Annotated in this window: 20 protein-coding genes and 1 pseudogene; 14 read left to right on the forward strand and 7 right to left on the reverse strand. The window is 70.0% G+C overall.

The features are described from left to right. Nucleotides 1-161: 161 nt before the first annotated feature. The 5 genes and pseudogenes from CJZ98_RS10535 to CJZ98_RS10555 form a co-directional block, all read left to right on the forward strand. Nucleotides 162-1,169 (forward strand): annotated as a pseudogene (locus tag CJZ98_RS10535) (type III glutamate--ammonia ligase); the annotation flags it as partial. Between the two features lie 119 nt (nucleotides 1,170-1,288). Further along, nucleotides 1,289-2,311, forward strand: a complete 1,023-nt coding sequence (locus CJZ98_RS10540; RefSeq protein WP_094591094.1) for an ABC transporter substrate-binding protein — start codon at nucleotides 1,289-1,291, stop codon at nucleotides 2,309-2,311. Between the two features lie 18 nt (nucleotides 2,312-2,329). Beyond that, nucleotides 2,330-3,097 carry an ABC transporter permease gene (locus CJZ98_RS10545; protein ID WP_094591126.1) on the forward strand — a complete coding sequence of 256 codons (768 nt, stop codon included), beginning with the start codon at nucleotides 2,330-2,332 and terminating at the stop codon, nucleotides 3,095-3,097. A 10-nt stretch (nucleotides 3,098-3,107) separates the two neighbouring features. Beyond that, nucleotides 3,108-3,878 (forward strand): ABC transporter ATP-binding protein, encoded by a 771-nt coding sequence (locus tag CJZ98_RS10550; RefSeq protein WP_094591095.1) that lies wholly within the window; start codon nucleotides 3,108-3,110, stop codon nucleotides 3,876-3,878. Nucleotides 3,879-3,902: 24 nt separating this feature from the next. Next, entirely contained in the window at nucleotides 3,903-5,003 is a 1,101-nt protein-coding gene (locus tag CJZ98_RS10555; protein WP_232756392.1) for an aromatic ring-hydroxylating oxygenase subunit alpha, read from the forward strand. Here the strand turns inward: CJZ98_RS10555 and CJZ98_RS10560 are convergent. Further along, nucleotides 4,957-5,805 (reverse strand): xylose isomerase, encoded by an 849-nt coding sequence (locus tag CJZ98_RS10560; protein WP_094591096.1) that lies wholly within the window; start codon nucleotides 5,803-5,805, stop codon nucleotides 4,957-4,959. The genes CJZ98_RS10555 and CJZ98_RS10560 overlap by 47 nt on opposite strands. 2 nt (nucleotides 5,806-5,807) lie before the next feature. Continuing rightward, a complete protein-coding gene (locus tag CJZ98_RS18815) occupies nucleotides 5,808-5,966 on the reverse strand; it encodes a hypothetical protein (protein ID WP_198537677.1) in 159 nt (52 codons plus the stop codon). Between the two features lie 164 nt (nucleotides 5,967-6,130). On the opposite strand from CJZ98_RS18815, the gene CJZ98_RS10565 reads away from it, so the two are divergent. From CJZ98_RS10565 to glnT, 3 genes are read left to right on the forward strand one after another with little or no spacing between them, the layout of a single operon-like run. Further along, nucleotides 6,131-7,057 carry a fatty acid desaturase gene (locus tag CJZ98_RS10565; protein ID WP_094591097.1) on the forward strand — a complete coding sequence of 309 codons (927 nt, stop codon included), beginning with the start codon at nucleotides 6,131-6,133 and terminating at the stop codon, nucleotides 7,055-7,057. Continuing rightward, on the forward strand, nucleotides 7,054-8,055 hold the full coding sequence (locus CJZ98_RS10570) for an alpha/beta fold hydrolase (protein ID WP_094591098.1): 1,002 nt from the start codon (nucleotides 7,054-7,056) through the stop codon (nucleotides 8,053-8,055). Before CJZ98_RS10565 ends, CJZ98_RS10570 begins: the two co-directional genes overlap by 4 nt. A gap of 45 nt (nucleotides 8,056-8,100) precedes the next feature. Further along, entirely contained in the window at nucleotides 8,101-9,417 is a 1,317-nt protein-coding gene (gene glnT, locus CJZ98_RS10575) for a type III glutamate--ammonia ligase (protein ID WP_232756393.1), read from the forward strand. A gap of 170 nt (nucleotides 9,418-9,587) precedes the next feature. Here glnT and CJZ98_RS10580 read toward each other — a convergent pair whose 3' ends face one another. From CJZ98_RS10580 to CJZ98_RS10590, 3 genes are read right to left on the reverse strand one after another with little or no spacing between them, the layout of a single operon-like run. Beyond that, a complete protein-coding gene (locus CJZ98_RS10580) occupies nucleotides 9,588-10,526 on the reverse strand; it encodes an oxidoreductase (RefSeq protein WP_094591099.1) in 939 nt (312 codons plus the stop codon). Nucleotides 10,527-10,531: 5 nt separating this feature from the next. Then, on the reverse strand, nucleotides 10,532-11,335 hold the full coding sequence (locus CJZ98_RS10585; protein ID WP_094591100.1) for a methyltransferase domain-containing protein: 804 nt from the start codon (nucleotides 11,333-11,335) through the stop codon (nucleotides 10,532-10,534). 48 nt (nucleotides 11,336-11,383) lie between these two features. Then, nucleotides 11,384-11,641, reverse strand: a complete 258-nt coding sequence (locus CJZ98_RS10590; RefSeq protein WP_094591101.1) for a hypothetical protein — start codon at nucleotides 11,639-11,641, stop codon at nucleotides 11,384-11,386. 55 nt (nucleotides 11,642-11,696) lie between these two features. Here CJZ98_RS10590 and CJZ98_RS10595 point away from each other — a divergent pair, with 55 nt between their 5' ends. The 3 genes from CJZ98_RS10595 to CJZ98_RS10605 are packed head-to-tail and all read left to right on the forward strand — an operon-like array spanning nucleotide 11,697 to nucleotide 13,714. Next, nucleotides 11,697-12,155, forward strand: a complete 459-nt coding sequence (locus CJZ98_RS10595; RefSeq protein WP_094591102.1) for a protein phosphatase — start codon at nucleotides 11,697-11,699, stop codon at nucleotides 12,153-12,155. Then, nucleotides 12,146-12,805 carry a 2OG-Fe(II) oxygenase gene (locus CJZ98_RS10600; RefSeq protein WP_094591103.1) on the forward strand — a complete coding sequence of 220 codons (660 nt, stop codon included), beginning with the start codon at nucleotides 12,146-12,148 and terminating at the stop codon, nucleotides 12,803-12,805. Before CJZ98_RS10595 ends, CJZ98_RS10600 begins: the two co-directional genes overlap by 10 nt. Before the next feature lie 24 nt (nucleotides 12,806-12,829). Next, nucleotides 12,830-13,714, forward strand: a complete 885-nt coding sequence (locus tag CJZ98_RS10605; RefSeq protein WP_094591104.1) for a hypothetical protein — start codon at nucleotides 12,830-12,832, stop codon at nucleotides 13,712-13,714. Between the two features lie 9 nt (nucleotides 13,715-13,723). On the opposite strand, the gene CJZ98_RS10610 is transcribed toward CJZ98_RS10605, so the two are convergent. Together CJZ98_RS10610 and CJZ98_RS10615 are read right to left on the reverse strand one after the other, a co-directional pair. Next, on the reverse strand, nucleotides 13,724-14,278 hold the full coding sequence (locus CJZ98_RS10610; protein ID WP_094591105.1) for a hypothetical protein: 555 nt from the start codon (nucleotides 14,276-14,278) through the stop codon (nucleotides 13,724-13,726). After that, nucleotides 14,275-15,438 (reverse strand): DUF2157 domain-containing protein, encoded by a 1,164-nt coding sequence (locus tag CJZ98_RS10615; RefSeq protein WP_094591106.1) that lies wholly within the window; start codon nucleotides 15,436-15,438, stop codon nucleotides 14,275-14,277. The genes CJZ98_RS10610 and CJZ98_RS10615 overlap by 4 nt, the downstream gene beginning before the upstream one ends. A 66-nt stretch (nucleotides 15,439-15,504) precedes the next feature. Between CJZ98_RS10615 and CJZ98_RS10620 the strand changes: the two genes are divergently transcribed. The 3 genes from CJZ98_RS10620 (at nucleotide 15,505) to CJZ98_RS10630 (ending at nucleotide 23,534) form a co-directional block, all read left to right on the forward strand. Then, nucleotides 15,505-17,877: a GGDEF domain-containing protein gene (locus tag CJZ98_RS10620; protein WP_198537679.1), complete on the forward strand. Its 2,373-nt coding sequence runs from the start codon at nucleotides 15,505-15,507 to the stop codon at nucleotides 17,875-17,877. A 30-nt stretch (nucleotides 17,878-17,907) separates the two neighbouring features. Then, entirely contained in the window at nucleotides 17,908-20,673 is a 2,766-nt protein-coding gene (locus tag CJZ98_RS10625) for a valine--tRNA ligase (RefSeq protein WP_198537681.1), read from the forward strand. Nucleotides 20,674-20,789: 116 nt separating this feature from the next. Then, on the forward strand, nucleotides 20,790-23,534 hold the full coding sequence (locus CJZ98_RS10630) for a GGDEF domain-containing protein (RefSeq protein ID WP_094591108.1): 2,745 nt from the start codon (nucleotides 20,790-20,792) through the stop codon (nucleotides 23,532-23,534). Nucleotides 23,535-23,549 lie beyond the last annotated feature (15 nt).

Raw genomic sequence — 23,549 nt, forward strand, 5'->3', positions numbered from 1 at the left:
CCTGGAGCGTCTTGCGGCCACTGATCGCCTCCATGGCGACCTTGGCCTTGAACTCGGGGCTATGGGTGCGGCGTTTGCTCATGGGTGGGAGCCCCCTCTCAGGGGCGGTGCCCCGCCTCACAGGTTAACGATGGACCCTGTCCAGAAAACCCAGACCACCTCAGGCGGCTGCCATGGGCTTTCGCTTCAACCTCGGGATCGAGACCGAGTTCTTCGTGCTGCGGCGCGATGCCCAGGGGCGGGCGGTGCCGTTGAGTCCACGCGACACGCTGGATAAACCGGCCTACGACGTGCGCACCCTGCTCGACAACCTGCCCTGGCTCGATGAGCTGGTGAGCGCCATGAATCAGCTCGGTTGGGGGGTGTATTCCTTCGACCATGAAGACGGTCCCGGTCAGTTCGAGATCGACTTCGATTATGCCGATGCGCTCACCATGGCCGATCGGTTTACCTTCTTCAGGCTGATGGCCAAGGAGATCGCCCACAAGCATGGGTTGATCGCCAGTTTCATGCCCAAGCCCTTCGCCGATCGCACCGGCAGTGGCGCCCACTTCAACATGTCGCTGGCGGATCTGAGCAGCGGTGCCAATCTGTTTGAAACCGCTGACAAGGCCCCTGGCCAGGTGAGCGCGCTGGCCCATCAGTTCATCGCCGGGGTACTGCGCCACGCCCCAGCCATCTGTGCGGTGATCGCCCCCACGGTGAACAGCTACAAGCGGCTGGTGGCCCAGGGCAGCATGTCTGGTTTCACCTGGGCGCCGGTGTTCATCTGCTACGGCAACAACAACCGCACCAACATGCTGCGCATTCCCTCGCCGGGCGGGCGGGTGGAATGCCGGGCTGCCGACATCTCCTGCAACCCCTATCTAGGGGCTGCGATGATTCTGGCCGCAGGGCTGGAAGGCATCCGTGAGCAGCTGGATCCAGGTCCGCCCAACCTGGTGAATGCCTACACGCTCAGCGCTGAGGAGAGGGCGGAACGGGGCCTGCATCGGCTGCCGCGCACCCTGGGGGAGGCGGTGGAGGCCTTTGCCGCTGATCCGCTGTCGCGAACCGTATTTGGCGATGCCATGTTCGAGGCCTTCGTCGACTACAAGAGGGGCGAATGGGAGGCCTACCACTCCTCTGTGTCTGATTGGGAACAGGCGCGCTACCTGGAGTTCTTCTAAGCCATTTCCGCCTCCTCCTGCGGCCCCTCCTCTCGCCACTGCCTTCTCTAGACACTGCCTTCTCTCGCCACTGCCTTCTCTCGCCACTGTCTGCGCCATTTCCATCGCCAGCTTTTGCCATGTTTGGTCCCCATCGCTCCAGCCCTGCGCCGGCCCGTCGTAGGCGCCTGAAGGCTCTGGCCCTGATCACCGCCCTCGGGGCCGGGTTGCTCACCGCCTGTCAGAAACCGGCCACCGAAGGGCCGGCCGTGCGCATTGGTTACAGCGCCTGGCCCGGCTGGTTCCCCTGGGCTGTCACCGAGGCCAAGGGGCTGTTCGGTGCAGCCGGGGTCAACACCAAGCTTCAGTGGTTTGACGGCTACCTTGACAGCATCAACGCCCTCAATGCCGGCCAGCTGGACTGCAACAGCCAGACCCTCAATGACACCATCAGTTCGGTGGCTGGTGGCGCCGATCTGCAGGTGGTGCTGCAGAACGACTACTCCACCGGCAACGACCAGATCATCGTGGCCAAGGGCATCAACTCCGTGGCTGATCTGAAGGGCAAAAAGGTGGCCGCCGAGGAGGGCACGGTGGACCACTACCTGCTGCTGAAGGTGCTCAAGGAGGGCGGACTCCAGGCCAGCGACATCACCTTCGTGCCCCTGGAAACCGGCGCCGCCGCCGCTGCCTTCGCCGCGGGCCAGGTGGATGCCGCCGGCGTCTACGCCCCCTTCACCACCCAGGCCCTGAAGCGTCCCGGCAGCAAGGTCCTGACCAGTTCCCGCGAGCACCCTGGCGCCATCAGCGACCTGCTGGTGTGCCGCCGCGAGTTTGTGGAGAAGAACCCCGAGGCGATCCAGAACGTGGTGAATGCCTGGTTTGCCACCCTGCAGCTGATGCAGAAGGATCCGGCTGCCACCTTGCCGATCCTGGTGCAGCGCTCGGGTGTGTCGGAGCAGGAGTTCAAGGCCTACGACGCCGGCACCACGATTCAGACCCTGGAGCAGAACCGCGCCAACTTCAAGCCTGGCACCACCATGACCTCGCTTCCCTACGCGGCGGAGCAGATCAGCACCTTCCTGGTGGAAGTGGGCCTGGCCAAGAGCAAGCCGGATCTCAGCCAGTTGCTCAACCCCAAGTTTGTGAACAACGCCAAATAAGTCCTGCAGCCCTTGGCCATGCCTGCGTTCCGTCGTTTGATTCGGCATCCCTGGGCCCTTGGCATCCTGGGAATCGCCTCTGTGCTGCTGCTGTGGTGGTTGATCACCGCCAGTGGCGCCGTCAACAAGCTCTTCCTGCCCTCGCCGCAAGCGGTATGGCAGGCGGGGCAGCTGCAGTGGAACAGTGGCCTGCTGCTCAAGGATGCCGTCGCCAGCATCCAGCGGGTCTTCATCGGCTTTGCCCTCTCGGCGGGGCTGGCCCTGCCGGTGGGTATCGCCATGGGTACCAACGTGGTGATCTGCCGGCTGCTGGAGCCCCTGATGGGCCTGATCCGCTACATGCCGGCGCCCGCCTTCATCCCGCTGTTGATCATCTATTTCGGGCTGGAGGAGCTGCCGAAGGTGCTGTTGATCTTCATCGGCACCTTCTTCTTCAATACGCTGATGATCATGGATGCGGTGAAATTCGTTCCCCGCGAGCTGGTGGAAACAGCCCTCACCCTGGGAGGCCGGGGCTTGCCGATTCTCACCAGGGTGGTAGCTCCCTTCATCGCCCCCCAGGTGCTGGACACCTACCGGATCAACATGGCTTCAGCCTGGAATCTGGTGATCGTGGCCGAGCTGGTGGCGGCCACCGAGGGCCTGGGCAAGCGCATCAGCCTGGCCCAGCGCTTTCTGCGCACCGATGAAATCTTTATGGGTCTGATTGTGATTGGTCTGATCGGCCTGGTGATTGATCTGGGCTTCCGCGCCCTGATGCGCCGTGCCTGCGCCTGGGCCACCTGAGCACACCACCATGCATCTGCAGATTGCCAACCTCTGTAAGAGCTTCGGCTACGGCGCCCAGCGCAAAGAGGTGCTCAGAAACGTGAGCTTCGATGTGAACGCCGGTGAATTCGTGGCCCTGGTGGGCAGCTCCGGCTCCGGTAAATCCACGGTGATGCGCCTGATTGCCGGCCTCGACTCCCCCAGCTCCGGCGTGGTGAGTCTCGATGGGCGCCCGGTCACCGGTCCCGGCTCCGATCGGGGCATGGTGTTCCAGAAGTACAGCCTCTACCCCTGGCTCACGGCGGCACAGAACGTGGCCTTCGGCATGGAACTGCAACGGCGCAGCCGCCAGGAGATTCGCGAGCGCACCGCCTACTTCCTGGAGGTGGTCGGCCTGGCCGATGCGGCCAGACGGCTGCCGCGAGAACTCTCCGGCGGCATGCAGCAGCGGGTGGCCATTGCACGGGCCCTGGCCGCCGAGCCGAAGTTACTGCTGCTGGATGAACCCTTCGGCGCCCTCGACATCCAGATCCGCGAGTCGATGCAGGAGTTTCTGTACAACCTGTGGCAGCGCACCGGCCTGACGGCGCTGCTGATCACCCACGACCTGGAGGAGGCCCTGCTGCTAGCGGGCCAGGTGCACATCATGGCCCCCTCGCCGGGGCGGATCGTGCGCAGCGTGGCCGTCGATCTCGACCGCTCCGCCATGGGCCAGCTGCGGCTCTCCCGCCCCTTCCTCGACCTGCGCGAGGAGTTGGCGCAGTGCCTGCGCGGCCTGGAGCCGGCCCTGCCCACCTGATCCCCGTCACCTGCGAGGCCCCCGTTGGCGCTGCCCCCTGCCCGCTTTCTGCCCGGATGGGTCTATGGCTCTGCGGCCGTGGCCCAGCGGGAGCGCAGCCACTACGCCGGCCGCTGCTGGCACCCGGTGGCCGCCAGCGCGGAGCTTGGCAGTGGTGAGGCCCTTGCCCGCGAGCTGCTGGAGCTGCCGCTGCTGATCACCCGCCCGGCCGAAGGCGCGTTGCCCCAACAGCCCCGGGCCTTTCTCAACCGCTGCCCACACCGGGGCGTGGCCCTGCTGGAGGGCGGCGGCCCTGCCCAGCCCTGCCGCCGGCTGATCTGCCCATACCACGGCTGGACCTACGACCTGCAGGGTCAGCTACGGGCGGCGGCCCGGGAGGGGGAGTTCCTCGAGCCCTTCTGCCGCGACGACTGGCCCCTGATGGAGCTGCCCTGCCGGCAGCTGGGTCCGCTGATCTGGGTGGCCCTCGGGCCCGAGCCGCTGCCCCTGGAGCAGCAGCTGGATCTGGTGCTGGCGGAGGCCGGCGCGCTCTTTGACCAACCCCGACAGCTCCTGGCGCGGCAACAGCAGTCCCTGGCCTGCAACTGGAAGGTGGCCCACGACAACACCCTCGACGACTACCACGTGGCAATCGCCCACCCGAGCACCCTGCACAGGGAGCAGGGCCCGGTGCGCCACTACCGCCATGGCCTGAGCCACCACGGCACCCTGCTGGCCACTCCCTGGGGCGAGGGCGGCACCTTCTTCACCTTCGGCCTGGCCCCCTGGACCCACCTGCTGCTCTGGCCCGATGGCCGTCTGGCCCTGATCAGCTTCCTGCCGGAGGCCTCCGGCCTGGATAGCTGCCGCATGGAGGTGTGGCTGCTGGGCCTGGAGCAGCACGCCGGCGGCGCTGAGGCCTGGATGGCCGAACTGCAGTGCTTCCTGGAGGAAGATCGGCGCCTGGTGGAATCGGCCCAACGGGGCTACGCCAGCGGGCTGCAGCCAGGGCCTGCCCACCGCCTGGAGCAGCGCATCCTCCAGTGGCAGGCCCTCTATGCCAGCTGGATGGAGCTCGACGACCTGGCCCCGGAGGCCCTCACCACGGCACCTGGCGCCGCAGCCACGCCGCCATGGCGGCATTGATCTCCAGCAGATCGGCCACGGGCTGGCGGGTGAAGGGCAGCAGCGGCAGGTAGCCGTCGGGGCCGAATTCCGGGGTGATGGTGAACGGCCCCTCGCTGGCGGCCGAGCGCTCCCGGGCGAACAGCTGCCAGCAGCGCCGGTGGGCGGTCAACGCCTCGGCCGACTCGGGCGCGAAGGGATGGCCCACCGACGGGCCCTGGGCATGGCCCACCCGGGCATGGATGTGGTCCACCCGCGAGGCGATCGCCCGCACCGGCTCCAGCTCGGGGGTCATCAGCCGTTCCGCCACCGCGCACCAGTGGCTGAGATCGGCAGTGAGCCGAAGCTGCGGGAAGGCCTCCAGGTAGGAGCCGATCAACCAGGGGCTGTAGAAGCTGCGGGAGCGGTGGGTCTCGAAGCTCACCGGCAGCGGGCAGGTGGCAGCCAGCTCCAGGGCCCGGCTCCAGAAGCGCTCCTGCACCGGCCAGGGCCAGCTGTCGCTGCCGGTGAGAACCGTGACCCGCAGCGGCGCCAGGGCCGGCGCCAGCTCCAGCTGCTGCTCCAGCTCCTCCAGGTGCTGGGCCGGGGTGCAGTCCAGCCGGGGTACGTAGTCGCCACCGGTGAGCAGCTCCAGCACCAGGGCCTGCCCCGCCGCCGCCAGCTGCTGGGCCACGGCCCCAGGCTCGACGGCCGCCAGGGCGGGGTGGGCCAGATTGGCCTCCAGGCCGTCAAAACCATGGCCGCGGGCCAAGGTACTGGCGGCGGCCAGGTCGCCAGCAAACCCCCACAGGCTGAACAGCAGCAGGGGGGCGGGGGCACCCACCGTCAGCGCGCCTGGGTGAATTCCTCGGGCTGGATGCCCAGGTACACCGCCTCCTTGAACAGGGCCTGCTTGGCCTCGGCGTCGTGCTGCTGCTCGGCCTCCTCGTAGCGACTGCGGAGCGAATCCACCAGCGCCTGCCGGCGGGGATCGGTGGTGGCCATCAACAGCTGCAGGGGTTTGATCCCGCAATCTAGGCAGCCCCACCGCAACGCCCGCCACAGCGGGGGGGGGGCGGGGCGAGGGGGGCGATGGCGGCAACGGTGCGATTGCCTACCGAAGCCGAGGCCCATCCGCTGGTGAAGTGGCCCAGTGCTGCCCACCGTCCTTGACTGCGCCTGTCGCTGCCAGCTCTGCCCTGATTCCCCGTCAGGCGCTGGCCGACCTCAACCAGCTGCGTAACGGTCCGGCCTTCCTGCGCCTGCTCAGCCAGCTGGTCACCATCGTCGCCGGCGGGCTGGTGTGGGCCCAGTTCAGCTGGCCACTGGCCCTGCGGCTGGCCGGCCTGCTGCTGTGCGGGGTGGGCCTGGCCACCTGCTTTGCCGGGCTGCACGAGTGCAGCCACCGCACCGCCTTCAAGAGCCGCTGGGCCAACGATGCGGCGGCCTGGCTGCTGGGTCTGTTGAGCTTCTACAACGCCACCGCCTACCGCCGCTATCACCAGTGGCACCACCGCTACACCCACCTGCCGGGGCTGGATCCCGAGCTGGACGATCCCCTGCCCACCACCGCGCTTGGCTACCTGCTGGAGCTGAGCGGCTGGAACTGGTGGACCGGCAAGCTGCGGGGTACCGCCCAGCTGCTCTGGGGTGACCTCTCGGCGGTGCCCTACCTCAACGCCGAGCTGATCCCCAAGGTGCGCCGCTCGATCTGGCTGCAGTGCAGCGTGTATGGGGCGCTGGCGGCGCTGTCGCTGATCGAGGCCAATGGCTTTCTGCTCTGGTACTGGCTGCTGCCCCTGGCGCTGGGCCAGCCCTTCCTGCGCTTCGTGCTACTGGCGGAGCACACCGGTTGCAGCTTCAGCAGCGATGGCACCGCCAACACCCGTACCACCCTCACCACCGCTCCGGTGCGCTGGCTGATGTGGAACATGCCCTTCCACGCCGAACACCACCTCTACGCCTCGATTCCCTTCCACGCCCTGCCGGCGGCCCACGCGCACATCGCCCCCCACCTTCAGCACCTCGACCACGGCTACCTGCAGGTGCATCGCCAGCTGCGGGCCCAGCTGCCGGCCCTGGGCCTGCCGGCATGAGTTCCCTCACCGTCCCGCTCAGCCGCGCCCAGCGGCAGGAGCACGCCCTGGGCCCCTGGCCCCTGGCCTGCGGCCACACCATCCCGGACGCCCAGATCACCTACCTGCAGATCGGCGCCCTGAACGCCGATCGCTCCAACCTGATCCTGGTGCCCACCTCCTACGGCGCCCGGCCGGAGGATCTGGCCTGGCTGGCGGGGCCGGTGCTCGATCCGGAGCGCTGGTGCATCGTGATCGCCGGCATGTTCGGCAACGGAGCCTCCAGCAGCCCCAGCCACGGAGCCATGGGTCTGGCAGAGCAGGGCTGGGTCGTCAGTCATCACGACAACGTGGCCGCCCAGCGGCAGCTGCTGGCGGAGGCGTTCGGCGTGGAACGGCTCCCCCTGGTCTACGGCTGGTCGATGGGGGCCCAGCAGGCCTACCAGTGGGCCGTGGCGTATCCCGAGCAGGTGGAGCGGATCTGCTGCGTGTGCGGCAGTGCCCGCACCTCCCCCCATAACCGCCTCTTCTGCCTCAGCCTGCGCCAGGCCCTCACGGCCGATCGCCACTGGAATGGCGAGGGATTCGATGCCACCCCCGACCAGGGATTGCGCACCTATGCCCTGATCTACGCCAGCTGGGCCGCCAGTCAGCCCTTTTTCCGCACCGTCGCCGAGCCGATGGAGGAGCACGTGGAGCGCCAGTGGCTGCCCCACTACCAGCGCCACGATCCCCGCGATCTGATCGCCATGCTCGACACCTGGCTGGCCCACGATGTGGCCGCTGGCGGCGATCTGGCCGAAGCCCTGGGTCGCATCCAGGCGCGCACCGCCGTGGTGGCCGGCAGCCACGACCTCTATTTCACGGTCGACGATCTGGCCGCCGATGCCGCCGCCATCCCCGGGGCCCAGCTGCACGTGATCGAATCGATTCTGGGCCACCGCGCCGGCAATCCCCACAGCAGTCCGCCGGAACAGTCGCAGCTGCGCCAGGTCGTGGATCAGCTCCTCGCCGGCTGACGGCAGCGGCCCCTTGTTGTTTCCCATCTTCTTTGCAGAGAGCCCATGGCTGATCTCGCTGGCCTGATGAAAGAGCGGGGCCTCCGCTTTCTGTTGATGTCCTTCACCGACCTGTTCGGGGTGCAGCGGGCCAAGCTCGTGCCGGCCTCAGCGGTGGAGGGGATGGCCACCGCGGGTGCCGGGTTTGCGGGGTTCGCCGCCTGGCTTGACCTCTCCCCGGCCGATGGCGACGTGATGGCGGTGCCCGATCCCGCCAGCCTGATGCCGCTGCCCTGGCAGCCCGAGGTGGGCTGGGTGGCCACGGAGCTGCTGCTGAATGGGGAGCCGATGGCCCAGTGCCCCCGGCGCTTGCTGCGCCGTCAGCAGGAGCGGGCCCAGGCCCTGGGGTTCGAGCTGCGCAGTGGTGTGGAGGCCGAGTTCTTTCTGCTGGATTCCAGCGGCGAGGCGCCCGCGGATCGCGCCGATACCCAGCAGAAACCCTGCTACGACCAGCTCGCCCTGATGCGTCACTACCCGCTGGTGGCGCCACTGCTGGAGGCGATGGAGGCGTTGGGCTGGGGGCCGTACCAGGCGGATCACGAAGATGCCAACGGTCAGTTTGAAATCAACTGGACCTTCGCCGATGCCCTCACCACCGCCGATCGTCACGCCTTCTTCAAGGTGATGGTGAAATCGCTGGCGGAGGAGCAGGGGCTGCGCGCCAGCTTCATGCCCAAGCCCTTCGCCCATCGCACCGGCAATGGCTGCCACACCCACCTGTCGCTCTGGGGCGCCGCCGGCACGGCGCAGGCAGGTCGCAATCTCTTCCACGATCCAGGCGGCGCGTTGGGATTGTCGGCGCTGGCCTATCACTTCCTGGCTGGACTACTCGCCCATGCCCCAGCCCTCTGCTGCCTGACGAATCCCAGCGTGAACAGCTACCGGCGACTGGCGGCGCCCCCCACCACCTCCGGCTCCACCTGGGCGCCGGGAGGGATCAGCTACAGCGGCAACAACCGCACCCACATGGTGCGCATTCCGGATGACCAACGACTCGAACTGCGCCTCCCCGATGGTGCCGCCCACCCCTATCTGCTCCAGGCCGCCGTGCTGGCCGCGGGCCTCGATGGGATCGAGCGCCAGCTCTCACCCGGGCCGCGCCACGACAATGACAACTTTGCTGAGCCCCTGAAGTCTCCAGGGTTCGGCCATCTACCCAGCGATCTAGGTGAAGCCCTGGAGGCCTTTGGCCAGGATGCCGTGCTGCGATCCGCCCTCGGCGATGCGTTCTGCAGCGCCTACGAACGCCTGCGTCGTCGTCAGTGGCAGGAGTATCGCGCCGAGGTGACGGATTGGGAGCGTCACACAGGGCTGGATGGTTGAGATGAATGGATCGCCAACACAGCGAGGTGGTGGAGGCGCCAGCTGAGGACCATCCCATCAGGCGCTGGGCGTAGCGATCCCCACGATTGAGGATGCTGACGGGGCTGGGCCGGCTCCTTCATGGGCCCGCCATGGGGCCCACCTCCGGCTGTTGACAGGGGGCAGGCCCTTCAGCCGGGGGGCCAGACCGGCAGCTCCAGCCCCGCCGCGGCACAGAGCTGCTCGCTCACCGCCCACAGCCGTTGGCGGTCACTGGCCACCAGGGCGGCCGGGGCGATTCGGCAGGGCACCGGCCAGCCCCGCAGGTTGGCCAGGCCGCCGGGGCCGATGAAACTCCCGCCCGGCAGCTCCGGCGCCGTGGCGGCGTGCAGCTGGGGCAGGGCGCCCAGGGCCGCGCTCTGGAAGAGGGGGTCCATCAGCCGATAGGCCAGCGCCTCCAGCTGGGAGCCGCGGGCCGCCACGGAGGCCGGTTGCAGGTTGGTGCGGGCCAGGCCCGGATGGGCCGCCACCGACAGCACGCCGCCGCCGGCGGCCTCCAGCCGCTCCTGCAGCTCCAGGGCCAGCATCACGTTGGCGAGCTTGCTCTGGGCGTAGGCGGCCCAGGCGTCGTAGCGGCGCTCGCCCTGCAGGTCGTCGAAGGCGATGCGGCCGAAGTAGTGGGCGCCCGAGCTGACGCTCACCACCCGGGCGCCGGGGGCCTGCTCCAGCAGGGGCAGCAGCAGCCGCACCAGGGCGTAGTGGCCCAGGTGGTTCACACCGAACTGGAGCTCGTGGCCGTGGCGGGTGAGGCGCCTCGGCGGTGCCATCACGCCAGCGTTGGCGATCAGCAGATCAAGCCGGCCGAACTCGCGCTGCACCCGCTCGGCGACGGCGGCCACGTTCGCCAGGTCCGCCAGGTCAAGCGCCAGCAGCTCCAGGCCGGCGCGGGCCTGGGGCAAGAGCTCCTGGCGGGCCTGTTCGCCGCGGCGAAGATCGCGGCAGGCCAGCAGCACCGTGGCCCCGCGCGCCGAGAGGGCCCGGGCGGTCTCCAGGCCCAGGCCGCTGTTGGCGCCGGTGATCAGGGCGATCCGACCGCTCTGGTCGGGGATGTCGGCAGTGGTCCAGGGCATGGGGCCTACTTTGTCGCCCGCAGCTCCAGCAGCGTGGGTCCCACCCAGTAGCTGCCGGCGTCCCGTTGGGCCTGGGCGATCTCGGCGGTGGCCTGGGCGGCGTCGGCGGCGCTCCACAGGCCCAGCCGTTGCAGCTGCGGGCCGTAGACCACCACGAAGGATTCCATCCACTGCGCCGCCATCGAGCCGGCCTGGCCCAGCACCGGCAGCGGCCGCAGCTCATTGATCTGGAAGCCCCGCTGGGCCAGCAGCGAAGGCAGGCGCCGGTTCACGTTGGGATCGCCGCCGGCGTCCCGGAAACTGCGCTGCGCCGCCTGGCCGAAACGCCGGATCGCCGTGCCGTGGGGGTGCAGGCCGAAGGTGTCCCAGTGCAGGTACTCGTGGAACACCACGCGGCCCCCGGGCCGCAACGCCGGCGCCAGCTGATCCAGCACCCCATCCAGCTCGGGCAGGAACATCGCCACCCAGCGGCACCAGATGAGATCGAAGCCTTCGGCCGGCAAGGGATCCGCGAGCAGATCGTGGCGGCGCAGCTCCAGCTGATCCAGCCCCTCCCGCTCGGCCAAGGCCTGGCCGGCGGCCACGTAGGCCGCGCTGAGCTCAAGGCCGAGCACGCGGCCTTCGGGCCCCACGGCGCGGGCCAGCTCCAGCGCCGCCAGGCCCGGACCGGCCCCCAGTTCGAGCACCCGCTGGCCGGGGCCGAGGCCAGCCCGCCGCCAGGCGGCCTGGGCGGCGGGCCTCCAGAGCTCATGCTGCAGGCCCAGCCTGGCCAGCTCGGCGTCGTGGGTGCCGAGGACGTAGTCGCTCACGGCCGTCTCACCAGAGGCACTACCTGGGCGCTCCGTCCTCCTGGAAGCTCAGTCCTCGGGGAACAGCAGCGAGGCCAGTTCGTCGGGATCCACGTCGTAGACGCGGGCCAGGCTGGTCTCGATCGCGGCGGTCACCTCGCCGGGCAGGAAGCGCATGGCGTTGAGGGCGTCCTCGGCGATCTCGTCGGTGAGCACCTTCTCCTCGCCCTCCAGCTTCTCGTCGTTGATCACGGCAAGCACCCAGCTCAGGTAGGCATCGACCAGATCGGAGAACTCCAGTTCGGGATCGTTGAAGTCCAGGGCCATGGTGCGACAGGCGCATGCCCCCGCAGTTTGCCCGGTGGCGGGGAAGATGGCAGGCATGAGTAGCCCATCCCCTGACCCAGCCGCCCTGCAGGCCACCCTGTTCGACTTCGCGATCGGCGAGCTGGTGCGCCAGCACCGCGAGAGTTTTCAGCCGCTCTGGAGCGCCGAGGCCTGGGCCAAGCTGCTGATCTGGCTCTCGCTCAACTGCGGCTGCAGCGGCGATCGGCAGGGCCTGGAGGCCTTCGCGGCCGCCCTCGGCCCAGTGCTGACCGGGCGGATGCGGCGGATCTACTTCGAGCGGGTGCTCGACGACCTGGACCTGCAGCTGCTGGCCGATCCGGCCGAGCAACAGGTGCTGGCGCTACCCCTGGGGCCCTCCGGCGCACCGCCGCTGGAGGCCGTGGCGGCGGCCCTGGAGCGGGTGGGGCTGGCCGGTCACGTGGTTGCGGACCGCAGCCGCTGGCAGGGCCTGGAGTCGGTGGTGGCCGTGCCCTGGAGCCAGCCATGCGCCTGATCGCCAGCTATCGCAACGCCGGCTATGAGGCCCTGGCCGATGGGGTGATGGCCTTCTTCGATCGCCGCCCGGATCTGCAACGCCCGGGCGTGGCCTTCGGGCCCGACGCTGGCGCTGGGGGCGAATCCGCGGCCGAGCCCGCCAAGATCTCCACCGACATCAGCCTGGTGGCGATCGACCGCTCCGATCCGGAGGCCTTCGCCCTGGCCGAAGTGATCGTGCGCGGCGTGAGCGCCGGCCTGAACCGCTACCTGCAGGAGCGGCCGCTGCTGCGCCAGTGCTGCCCGGAGCAGGGCCTGTTCGTGAACCCGATCTTCAATCTGCAGCGCTACGCGCCCGGCGAGGGCTTCCGCAGCTGGCACTGCGACTGGAACACCACGGTCGAGGCCACCGAGCCGATCCGCCGCGTGCTGGCCTGGATCCTCTACGCCAACACCCTGCCCGAGGGCGGCACCGAGTTCCACTGGCAGGAACACCACGAAGAGGCGGAGCGGGGCAAGCTGCTGATCTTCCCGGCGGGGCTCTCCCACATCCACCGGGGCCGGGTGAGCCACAGCCACAGCAAGACGATCGCCACCGGCTGGATCAACGCCGGCAGCCTGGAGGCCTACCTGGGCCGCCTGGCCGCAGAGCCAGTGGATGCTCCTTGAGGCCGATACCGGCTGCATGCGGGGGTGGTAGACCTGCCGCCACCAAGGCCGTCGCCCACCCTGTCGCTCCAGTCCCTCGCCGATTTTGCGGTCTACAGCCGGCGGCGGCGGCGTGCGGCCGCACGCCGCCGGGCGCTCAAGCTGCTCAAGGTGCTGCTGCTGGTGCTCATGATCGGCCTGGCCAAGCTGCTGGTGCACCGCCTGGGCCTTGAGCCCATTCAGGTGAATCCCCTGTTCACCTCCCTGGTGGCCTCCACGGTTTTCCTGCTGGGCTTTCTGCTCAATGGGGTGCTCTCGGATTTCAAGGAGAGTGAGCGGCTCCCCGGCGAGCTCGCCACCGGGCTGGAGGTGCTGAGCCTGGAGATCCAGGCCATTCCCGCCTACAACCACGAGGCTGTGGTGGACAGGCCGCTCACGGCGGTGGCCGCCTTCGCCGATGCCCTGCTCGCCTGGTTGCTGGAGCGCCTCTCGACCCAGGAGCTGCTGCTGCAGTTTCACCAGTGCCATGCCGCCACCGTGGAGGCGGCCGTGCTGCTCAAGGGCAATGCCACCCTCCAGGCCCGGCTGATGGGGGAGATGGGTGGCCTGCTGAAGTTGATCAACCGCATCGACACGATCCGCCAGACCTCCTTCGTCCCCTTGGTGTACTGGCTGGCCTATGCCAGCACCGCCCTGCTCTGCACGGGGTTGGTGTTCATGGCGACCACCAGCATCCTCGAGGCGATCTTCTTCATCTTCGTGATTGCCTTCCTGCTGATCTTCCTGATCCGTCTGATCGCCGATATCGACAATCCCTTCGGCTTCGCCGATCCCAATTCGGCCGAGGATGTGGCCCTGGATGTGCTGGTGGAGGCGATGGGGCGCCTGGTGGCCATCCGCGATACCGCCCGGGCCGCAGTTCGCACCTGAGCCGGCGTCTCAGCGCAGCGCCAGAGGGATGATCGGACCACTGCCCCGCTTCACGCCCAGGCGGATCGGCCGCGGGGGACCTTCCGCCGGCAGGGTCACCTCCACCCACAGCTGCTCGCCCGGTGGGCGTCGCGAGGGATCCGCCACCTCGGGCGGGATGAAGAAGGCCACGCGCGGCTCCAGGCGCCAGAGCTGGGCAGGGGCTGGGCCGGGGCTTGCGCCTGGAGTCCAGGAGGCGCCCGGGAACGCCTGGAGGCTGCGGGAGCGGGGGGTGGCCGCACCGGCCGGCTCGGCCCGCACCTGGCCATCCTTGGCGCGCAGTACCACCGGGACGCCCGAGGGGCCGGCCTCGGGCGCCCCCGCCGGCGCGGGGGTCACGAGGGCCAGGTCCACATATCGGCCCCGGATTGGCAGGTGGGGATCCACCGGCTCGGTGCGGATCCAGCCCCGGGGCCGGGTGACCCGATCCAGCAGCAGCTGGCCAGCCAGGCTGAGCAGCAGGCAGGCCTGGAGCAGGGCCAGCCCCAGACCCCGGCGCCATCCGGGAGGTCCGCCTGCGGTCATGGGGCCTCCGGACGCACGGCGCGGGCCACGAGCCGGCGGCGCAGCAGCTCCAGCCCCCAGCCGCCGCCCAGGAACAGCACCCCCAGGCCGATCAGGCTGGCGGAGCGGCCCAGGGCGCCCATCACCTGCGACACGTAGAAGGCCAGCACGTCGAGGGCGATCAGGGCCATCCCGAAGTTGATGCGCTCGCTGCGGCCCTCGGCCACGCCCCAGGCGAGTAACAGCAGCCCGCCCACGGCCCACCACAGGTAGGTGAACAGGCCAACCGCGTCCTGGTCCCCCCAGGCCATCGCCAGGCTGGGCAGCAGCCAGCCGAGCGCCACCGCCACAGGCCAGGCGCGCGCGCCCCGCAGGCACCAGCCCATCAGCAGGGGCCCACCCAGGGCCAGGGCCCATCCGAAGAACGCCAGGGGTAGCGGCAGGGGCATGGTGTTGCCTCCCCAGAGGCTCACGACCAGCCAGAACAGGGCCGTGGGCAGCAACCCCAACCCACCGATCCACAGCAGCACCCGTCGGGCCGGAGTTGCGGGGCCCGCTCCGATCGGGGCCGCGAGATAGCTGAGGCAGGTGAGCAGCAGGCCTGCCGCTGGCACCGCCAGGGCCGTGGGGTCGCCGGCGCCGTGGTGGAGGCCGTTGGTGCGCTCCTGCACAGCCACCGCCCACTCACTGCCCAGCCAGGCCGGCACCAACAGCGCCAGCAGCGCCAGCTGGGGCCACTGGCGCAGCAGGGCCCAGCCCAGGCCGGCGCCGATCGCCCAGAGCAGCAGCCCCAGGGGCCAGTGGGCCTCCAGGTGGAAGATCTGGGCCGCCAGGAAAATGCCGGCCCCCAGGGTGACCGTGCCCACGCCGTGCAGGGCCACCGCCAGCGGCGGAAAGCGCTCCTCCACGGCTGCACCGCCCCCGTGCAGGCCCACCACCAGCGCCAGCAGCAGGCAGAAGCGCTGCGCCGGCCCCAGGGCTTCCCAGTGGGTGGACACGAACAGCAGCAGCCCGGCCGCCACCAGCACGCCCCCCAGGGCGATCGCCACCAGCACGGGGATGCGCAGCCGCGCCGGCTCCGGCCGGGCCTGCTCCCAGGCGCGGATGGCGTCGGCGGTGGCGGGCTCGATCAGCCCCGCCTGCCGCCAGCGCTCCAGCTGTGACTGCCAGCTGCGGGCCATGGCCGCAAGCTAGGCGGATCCGGCCGCGCTGACCGCGGCACCGGCACTGGCCGGGCGCTGGCCATGATGAAGTGGCTACCTGTCCCGTCGCCATGCCGGCCATGGGGGGCCAGGCCCGATCCTCTGCCCTGCGATCCGCTGCCCTCCGATTCGCCGCCGTCCGGGCCCTGGCGCCCTGGTCCTGGCGATGCGATCGCCCGGGCCGAGGCCGCCCTGCGCGAGAGCGAGGAGAAATTCCGACTGGCCTTCGCCTCCGCCAACACCGGCATGTGTCTGGTGAGTCCGGAGGGGCGGCTGCTGGAGGTGAACGCCCGCATGGCCGACATCTTTGGCTACAGCCAGGTCGAGCTGGAGCGGATGTCCGTGAACGACATCGCCCTGCCGGACGATCTCTCGATCAGCCCCGGCTACATCCAGCGGGCCCTTGAGGGTGAGGACGCCACGGCGGTGTTCGAGAAGCGCTACCGGCACCGCGATGGCTCCATCGTCCACGGGCTGGTGTCCTCCAGCCTGGTGCGCGATGGCCAGGGACGGCCCCGCTACTTCATCTCGCAGGTGCAGGACATCAGCGAGCGCAAGCGCCAGGAGGCCCAGCTGGAGCTCCAGCGCCAGCAACTGACCGAGACCAACCGGGCCCTGGCCGAGACCCGCGATGCCCTGGCCCAGGACCGCGCCCGCCTGGCGGCCACCCTCAACGCCCTGCTCGATCCCCACGTACTGCTGGGCCCGGTACGCGATGGCGAGGGGCGCATCGTCGACTTCCGCTATCTGGAGGCGAACGCCGCCGCCTGCGCCTACAACCAGCTCTCCCGCGAGCAGTTGCTGGGCAGCTCGCTGCTGGCGCTCCTGCCGGCCCATCGCACCACGGGCCTGCTGGAGCAGTACCTGGCCGTGATCGAGACGGGCCAGGCCCTGGTGATCGACGACGTTGTCTATCCCCATGAGATCCACCAGGAGGAGCGCCGCTTCGACATCCGCGCCGTGAAGGTGGGCGATGTCCTCAGTTACACCTGGCGCGATGTCACCGAGCGCTACCGCTCCGCCCAGCGGCTGGTCGCCTCGGAGGAGCACTACCGCCTGCTGGCCGAGAACTCCGGCGACGTGGTGCTGCTGCTGGACGACGGGGGCCTCATCCGCTGGGTGTCGCCCTCGCTCACGGCCGCCCTGGGCTGGGACCCCGAGGCCTGGATCGGCCAGCCCAGCCAGGAGCGGCTCAGCCCTCGGGGTGAAGCGCTCCAGAGCGAGGCCAACCGGGAGCGGCTGCGCCAGGGCCAGACGCTGCGGATCCGCCAGAAGGTGCCGGCCCGCGATGGCCGGCTGCATTGGATCGACATCCATGCCAACCCGTTCCGCCGCGCCGATGGCCAGCTCGACGGTGTCGTGGTCACGTTCCGCACGATCGACGCCGAAGTGGCCGCCGAGCGGGAGCTGCGCCTGAGCGAGGAACGCCACCGGCTTCTGGCCGACAACGCCCTGGACGTGCTCTGGACCATGGCCCCCGACGGCACGATCACCGACGTGAGCGCCGCGGTGGAGGCTGTGCGGGGCCTCACGCCCGCCGAGGCGATGGTGCAGCCGCTGGAGGCGATCCATCCCCCCGCCTCCGCCGCAATCTCCCGGGGTTACTTCAGTCAGCTGTTCAACGACCTCCGGGCCGGCCGGCCCCTGAAGCCCTTCCGCGGCGAGCTGGAGTACTTCCATCGCGATGGCTCCACCGTGTGGATGGATGTGATCGCCCTGCCGCTGCTCGACGACCAGGGGCAGATCGTGGAGCTGCTCGGCGTCAGCCGCGACATCACCGAGCGCAAGCGCACGGCCCTGGAGCTGCAGCGGGCCCGCGACGCCGCCGAGGCGGCCAACCGGGCCCTGCAGGCCGCCAACCGGGAACTGGAGCTGCTGGCCACCACCGATGCCCTCACCGGCCTCTGGAACCGACGCCAGCTGGATGAGCGGGTGCGCAGCGAGCTCGATCGCGCCGACCGCTACGGCGACGAGCTGTCCCTGGTGCTGTTCGACATCGACCACTTCAAGGCGATCAACGACCGCTTCGGCCATGCGGCGGGGGATCGGGTGCTGGTGGAGCTGGCGCGGTGGGTGCGGGGCCAGCTGCGCGAGAGCGATGGCCTGGGCCGCTGGGGCGGCGAGGAGTTCCTGGTGCTGATGCCCCACAGCACTGGCGAGGAGGCGCGCCAGCTGGCGGAGAAGCTGCGGCGGCTGGTGGCCGAGACCCCCATCGAGGACGTGGGCACGGTGACGGCCAGCTTCGGGGTGGCGCAGCGGCGGCCCCTGGAGTCGGCGGAATCCTGGTTCCGGCGGGTGGATGGGGCGCTCTACCGCGCCAAGCAGGCCGGGCGCAATCGGGTCGAGCTGGACCCGGTGCTGGCGCTGCAGGAGCCGCTGCAGCCCGCGCCAGGCGCCTCGGCCCCTGGCCCACTTTGAGACCATGGGCCCACTGCTCGCGCCCAGCCCGTGACCGAGGCCTCCCTGCCCAAGACCTACGACCCGGCCGGCACCGAGAGTCGCTGGCAGCAGGCCTGGGAGCAGGCCGGCGCCTTCCACCCCGACCCCAACGCCCCCGGTGAGCCCTTCGCGGTGGTGATCCCGCCGCCGAACGTGACCGGCAGCCTGCACATGGGCCACGCCTTCAACACGGCCCTGATCGACACGATCGTGCGCTTCCAGCGCCTGCAGGGCAAGAACGTGCTGTGCCTGCCCGGCACTGACCACGCCTCGATCGCCGTGCAGACGATCCTGGAGAAGCAGCTCAAGGCCGAGGGCACCAGCAAGGAGACCCTGGGCCGCGAGGCGTTCCTGGAGCGGGCCTGGGCCTGGAAGGCCGAGAGCGGCGGCACGATCGTGGGCCAGCTGCGGCGCCTGGGCTACTCCGTCGACTGGCGGCGGGAGCGCTTCACCCTCGATGCCGGCTGCAGTGAGGCGGTGATCGAGGCGTTCGTGCGGCTGCACGAGCAGGGGCTGATCTACCGCGGCGAATATCTGGTGAACTGGTGCCCCGCCTCCGGCTCGGCGGTGAGCGATCTGGAGGTGGAGATGAAGGAGGTGGATGGTCACCTCTGGCATTTCCGCTATCCCCTCAGCAGCGGTGCCGGCTTCCTGGAAGTCGCCACCACCCGTCCGGAAACCCTGCTCGGCGACACCGCCGTGGCGGTGAACCCCAAGGATCCGCGCTACGCCGATCTGGTGGGCCAGAGCCTCACCCTGCCGCTGGTGGGGCGCGAGATCCCGATCGTGGCCGATGACCACGTGGATGCCGAATTCGGCACGGGCTGCGTGAAGGTGACCCCCGCCCACGATCCCAACGACTTCGCCATCGGCCAGCGCCACGACCTGCCGCTGATCACGGTGATGGCCAAGGACGGAACCATGAACGCGGCGGCCGGCCGCTTCGCCGGCCTGGATCGCTTCGAGGCCCGCAAGGCCGTGGTGGCAGCGATGGAAGCGGAGGGGTTCCTCGTGAAGGTGGAGCCCTACCGCCACAGCGTGCCGTTCTCCGATCGCGGCAAGGTGCCGGTGGAGCCACTGCTCTCCACCCAGTGGTTCGTGCGCACCGAGCCCCTGGCGGCCCGTTGCCGCGAGGCCCTGGAGCAGGCCGATCCCCGCTTCGTGCCGGAGCGCTGGAGCAAGGTGTATCGCGACTGGCTCACGGGCATCCGCGACTGGTGCATCTCCCGCCAGCTGTGGTGGGGCCACCGCATCCCCGCCTGGTTCGTGGTGAGCGAGACCGGCGGCACCATCACCGACAGCACGCCCTACGTGGTGGCCCGCAGCGAAGCCGAGGCGCGCGAGAAGGCGGAAGCGCAGTTCGGCGGCGGCACCCACGCCCACCCCGTGGTGCTCGAGCAGGACCCCGATGCCCTCGACACCTGGTTCTCCAGCGGCCTGTGGCCCTTCTCGACCCTTGGCTGGCCCAACACGGACGCCGCCGATCTGGCCCGCTGGTATCCCACCAGCGTGCTGGTGACGGGCTTCGACATCATCTTCTTCTGGGTGGCCCGGATGACGATGATGGCCGGCGCCTTCACGGGGCAGATGCCCTTCCGGGACGTGTACATCCACGGCCTGGTGCGGGATGAGAACAACCGCAAGATGAGCAAGTCGGCGGGCAACGGCATCGACCCGCTGCTGCTGATCGATCGCTACGGCACCGACGCCCTGCGCTTCGCCCTGGTGCGCGAGGTGGCCGGCGCCGGCCAGGACATCCGCCTCGACTACGACCGCAAGAGCGACACCTCCGCCACGGTGGAGGCCTCGCGCAACTTCGCCAACAAGCTCTGGAACGCCACCCGCTTCGCCCTGATGAACCTGGGCGGCGAGACGCCGGCTTCCCTGGGGGAGCCCGATCCTGCGGCGCTGCAGCTCGCCGATCGCTGGATCCTCTCGCGCCTGGCCCGGGTGAACCGTGACAGCGCCGAGCGCTATGGCAGCTACGGCCTGGGGGAGGCGGCCAAGGGCCTCTACGAGTTCGCCTGGAACGAGGTGTGCGACTGGTATCTGGAGCTGATCAAGCGGCGGCTGAATCCAGGCGAGAGCCCCAGCGCCGCGGCCCTGGCGGATCAACGCACCGCGCGCCAGGTGCTGGCCAAGGTGCTCATGCAGTTGCTGGTGCTGCTGCATCCGCTGATGCCGCACCTCAGCGAGGAGCTGTGGCATGGCCTCACCGGCGAGCCGGAAGCCACCTTCCTGGCCCTGCAGAGCTGGCCGGCGCTCGATGAAGCCGCCCTCAACGACCAGCTGGAGGCGAGCTTCGCCGAGCTGATCGAGGCGATCCGGGTGGTGCGCAACTTGCGGGCCGTGGCCGGCCTCAAACCCGCCCAGCCCGCGCCCGTGCACTTCGTGACCGGCCGCACCGATCTGGCGGCCCTATTGCGCGAGGCCACCCCGGACATCACCGCCCTCACCCGCGCCGAGAGCGTGGCGGTGCTCAATCCCGCCGCCGCCGAGGCCAGCCGCGGCCAGCGGGCCCTGGCCGGGGTGTGCGGCGAGCTGCAGGTGCTGCTGCCGCTCGAAGGGCTGGTGGACCTGGCGGCCCTGCGCAGCCGTCTGGAGAAGGACCTGGCCAAGGCCACCAAGGAGATCACCGGCCTGACCGGCCGCCTCGCCAACCCCAACTTCGCCGGCAAGGCGCCACCGGAGGTGGTGGCCGAGTGCAGGGCCAACCTGGCGGAGGCCGAGGCCCAGGCGGAGCTGGCCAGGACGCGGTTGGTGGAGCTGGGCTGAGGCGCCACAGGAACTGGCGTACCGTGTTTAGGGGTGCCAGGGGGGATCGGCTGACCATGGTTGCGACAGTCCGTTCGCTGCCGGTCACCGGGCGTCGGCCGGAGCAGTAACCCGGCATGTCCGTCTCGGCGCGAGGACGGTTCCTCCTTGCCCATGGCCTGGGGACCGGCACCCTGGTGATCGGCGCCCTGCTGATTCCCGGCCAGGCTCTGCCCGGCCAGCTGGCCTCCATCCCGGCCCGTAACTGGCCGCTCACCGCTGACCGCGGCCGCGACGCCGGCGCCCTGTTGGCGGGGCTGGCCCTGGGCGCCGGCGCCGCGGCGGCACTGCTGCTCCGCAGCCGTTCGCGCCGGGAACGCCTCGTGCTGGCGGCGATGCGCCGCGATGGCCCCAGCGCCCTGCTCTCGCGCTTCGCGCTGGAGCATGACCTGCAGCGCCAGGCCGCCGCCCTCGCGGCACCGGGCCCCGCTCCCGTCGCCCTGTTGGTGACGGTCCACTGCCGCTGCCTGGGGAAGCAGCGGCTCCTGATGGAACCCACCACCTCCATCGCCGCCATCCTCTCGGTCCTGCATCGGGACCTGGGGGCGGCCTTGCCGCCGGGCTGGTCCTGGAGTGGCTACAGGGCCGGCGACGACGCCCTGGCGCTGCGGGTCGGGCTCGGACCCGACAACCCCCTGCTGGATCCCACCTGGTGCCAGAGCTGGCTGGAGCGGGTACGTGCGATCGCGGCCGAAGTCTGCGCCCGCTTCCTGGCGGGTGCCGGCCAGGGCGAAGACATCCGCATCGTGGCCCAGTACCTGCGGGGCGGCGAGAGCGCCCAGGCCTGGCTGCGGCTGCAGACCTTCGGGGAGACCCTGGCCGACGAGCACCCGCGCGCCCTGCATCTGCTCGGGCCCGGCGACCGCCGGCGGCTCAAGGCCGACGACGCGATCCAGCGCGCGTTGCTCGGCCTGGGCGCCGAGGACCTGGAGCTGCGCTTCCAGCCGATCCTGCTGCTGGCCAATCCGGGCCACATCGGCCTTGAGCTGCTGCTGCGCTTCCGGCCCCCAGGCCTGGCCAAGCTCGGCACCGAGGCCGTCTTCCAGCGGGCCATGGCCATGGGCATCGCCCATCGCATCGACGCCCTCCTGCTGGAGCGCCTGGCCGGGGTGCGGGAGGCGCTGCAGGAGCTCGGGCCCCTGGCGGCGCGCATCGACTACATCTCCGTGAATGTCAGCAGCGCCTCGGTGGCCACACCCCAGCGCCTGGCGGAGTTGATCGGCCTGCTGCGCACCCATCGGGTCGATGCGTCGCTGTTCTGCCTGGAGCTCACGGAGACCGCGGCCACGGACCTGGTCAAGGAGCAGCGGAGTCTGGTCTCCACGTCGCAGCGGCTGATGAACGAGCTGGATTTCCGGCTGTTCATCGACGACTTCGGCTCCGGCCTCTCCAACTACCGCCGGGTCAGCGAGGCCTGGTACGACACCATCAAGCTCGATCTCGGTCTGGTGCGGGGGATCGGCCGCTCCTTCCGCCTGCAGCGGTTCGTGGGCTCCCTGATCACCACGGTGCACCAGCTCGGCAAAACCGTGATCGCCGAGGGGGTGGAGAACCACCGCGACCTGGCCGTGATGCTCAGGCTCGGGGCCGACGCCGTGCAGGGCTTCCTGATCGCCAGGCCCATGCCCTGGGAGGCGTTGGCCGGCTTCTTGCAGGACTCCCCCTGGACCTCGCCCGCCGGGATCGCCGAGCTGCAGGCCGAGCTGCGGGCCGCGGATCGCGGCCTGGCCCTGGCGGATCCCGAGGCCAGTGGCCAGGCAGCCACACCCGACGCGGTGCCGCTGGAGCGCTACATCCTCGACAACTGGTCGACCCTGCGCAGCTTCGAGGAGTTCGTGCTGCTGTTCGTCCAGGAGCTCCGGGCCTGGGGGCTGGAGGTGCTGCGCCTGTCGCTGGCCTTCCTGCCCGACCAGGACGACATCGACTGCAGCCAGTACGTATGGCAGCGGATTCGGCCGGGGGAGGTGACGACCCTGCGGATGCAGCGCGATTTCCTGGAGACCGAGGAGCACCTCGCCAGTCCGCTGCATTTCCTCGCCAGCCGCAACCGGATCCTGCGCCTGCGGCTGGCCGCAGGCGCCGAGCCGCCCTTCCCCTTCCTCAAGCTGCTCCAGGCCGAGGGCGGCAGCGACTACCTGGGCCTGCGGCTCGATTCGCGGGGAATCTCGATTCCGGTGCTGAGCGTGTGCCTGGCGGGCAGCAGCCGCTTCTCCGAGCAGCAGGTGGAGCGGATCGAAGCCATGAGCAGCCTGCTGAGCCTGCTCTTCCACGCCTATGAAAGCGAGCGCTCCAAGCGGCTGGCGCTGCTCGATGCCCTGACCCAGCTGCCCAATCGCCGCCGCTACGACTCCCAGCTGCAGGCGGCCCTGGTGGCCTCCGCCACGGCGCGATCCCCCCTGGCCCTGGCCCTGATCGACATCGACCGCTTCAAGGCCGTGAACGACACGATGGGCCATGCCTACGGCGACACCTGCCTGATTCAGGTGGCCAAACTGCTGGCCCAGCACCTCCAGCGCGAGAACGATCTGGTGGCCCGGCTTGGCGGTGAGGAATTCGGCGTGATCTTCTCCCAGACCGATGCCACCAACGCCGCGCGGATCTGTGAGCAGGTGCGGGTGGCCGTGGCCGGCGCCGGCATTCACCATCCCTCGGCGCTCTGCGACCATCGCCTCACGATCAGCATCGGTCTGGCCGTGTGGTGCCCGCAGACCTCGCCGCGCTGCGACGCCGATGCCCTGCAGCAGCTGGCCGACGATTGCCTCTACGCCGCGAAGCACCAGGGGCGCAATCGGCTGGTGGTACGCCAGCTCGACCCGGCCTAGGGCCGCGCCGTTAGG

The organism is Vulcanococcus limneticus LL, from assembly GCF_002252705.1.
Lineage (GTDB): Bacteria > Cyanobacteriota > Cyanobacteriia > PCC-6307 > Cyanobiaceae > Vulcanococcus > Vulcanococcus limneticus.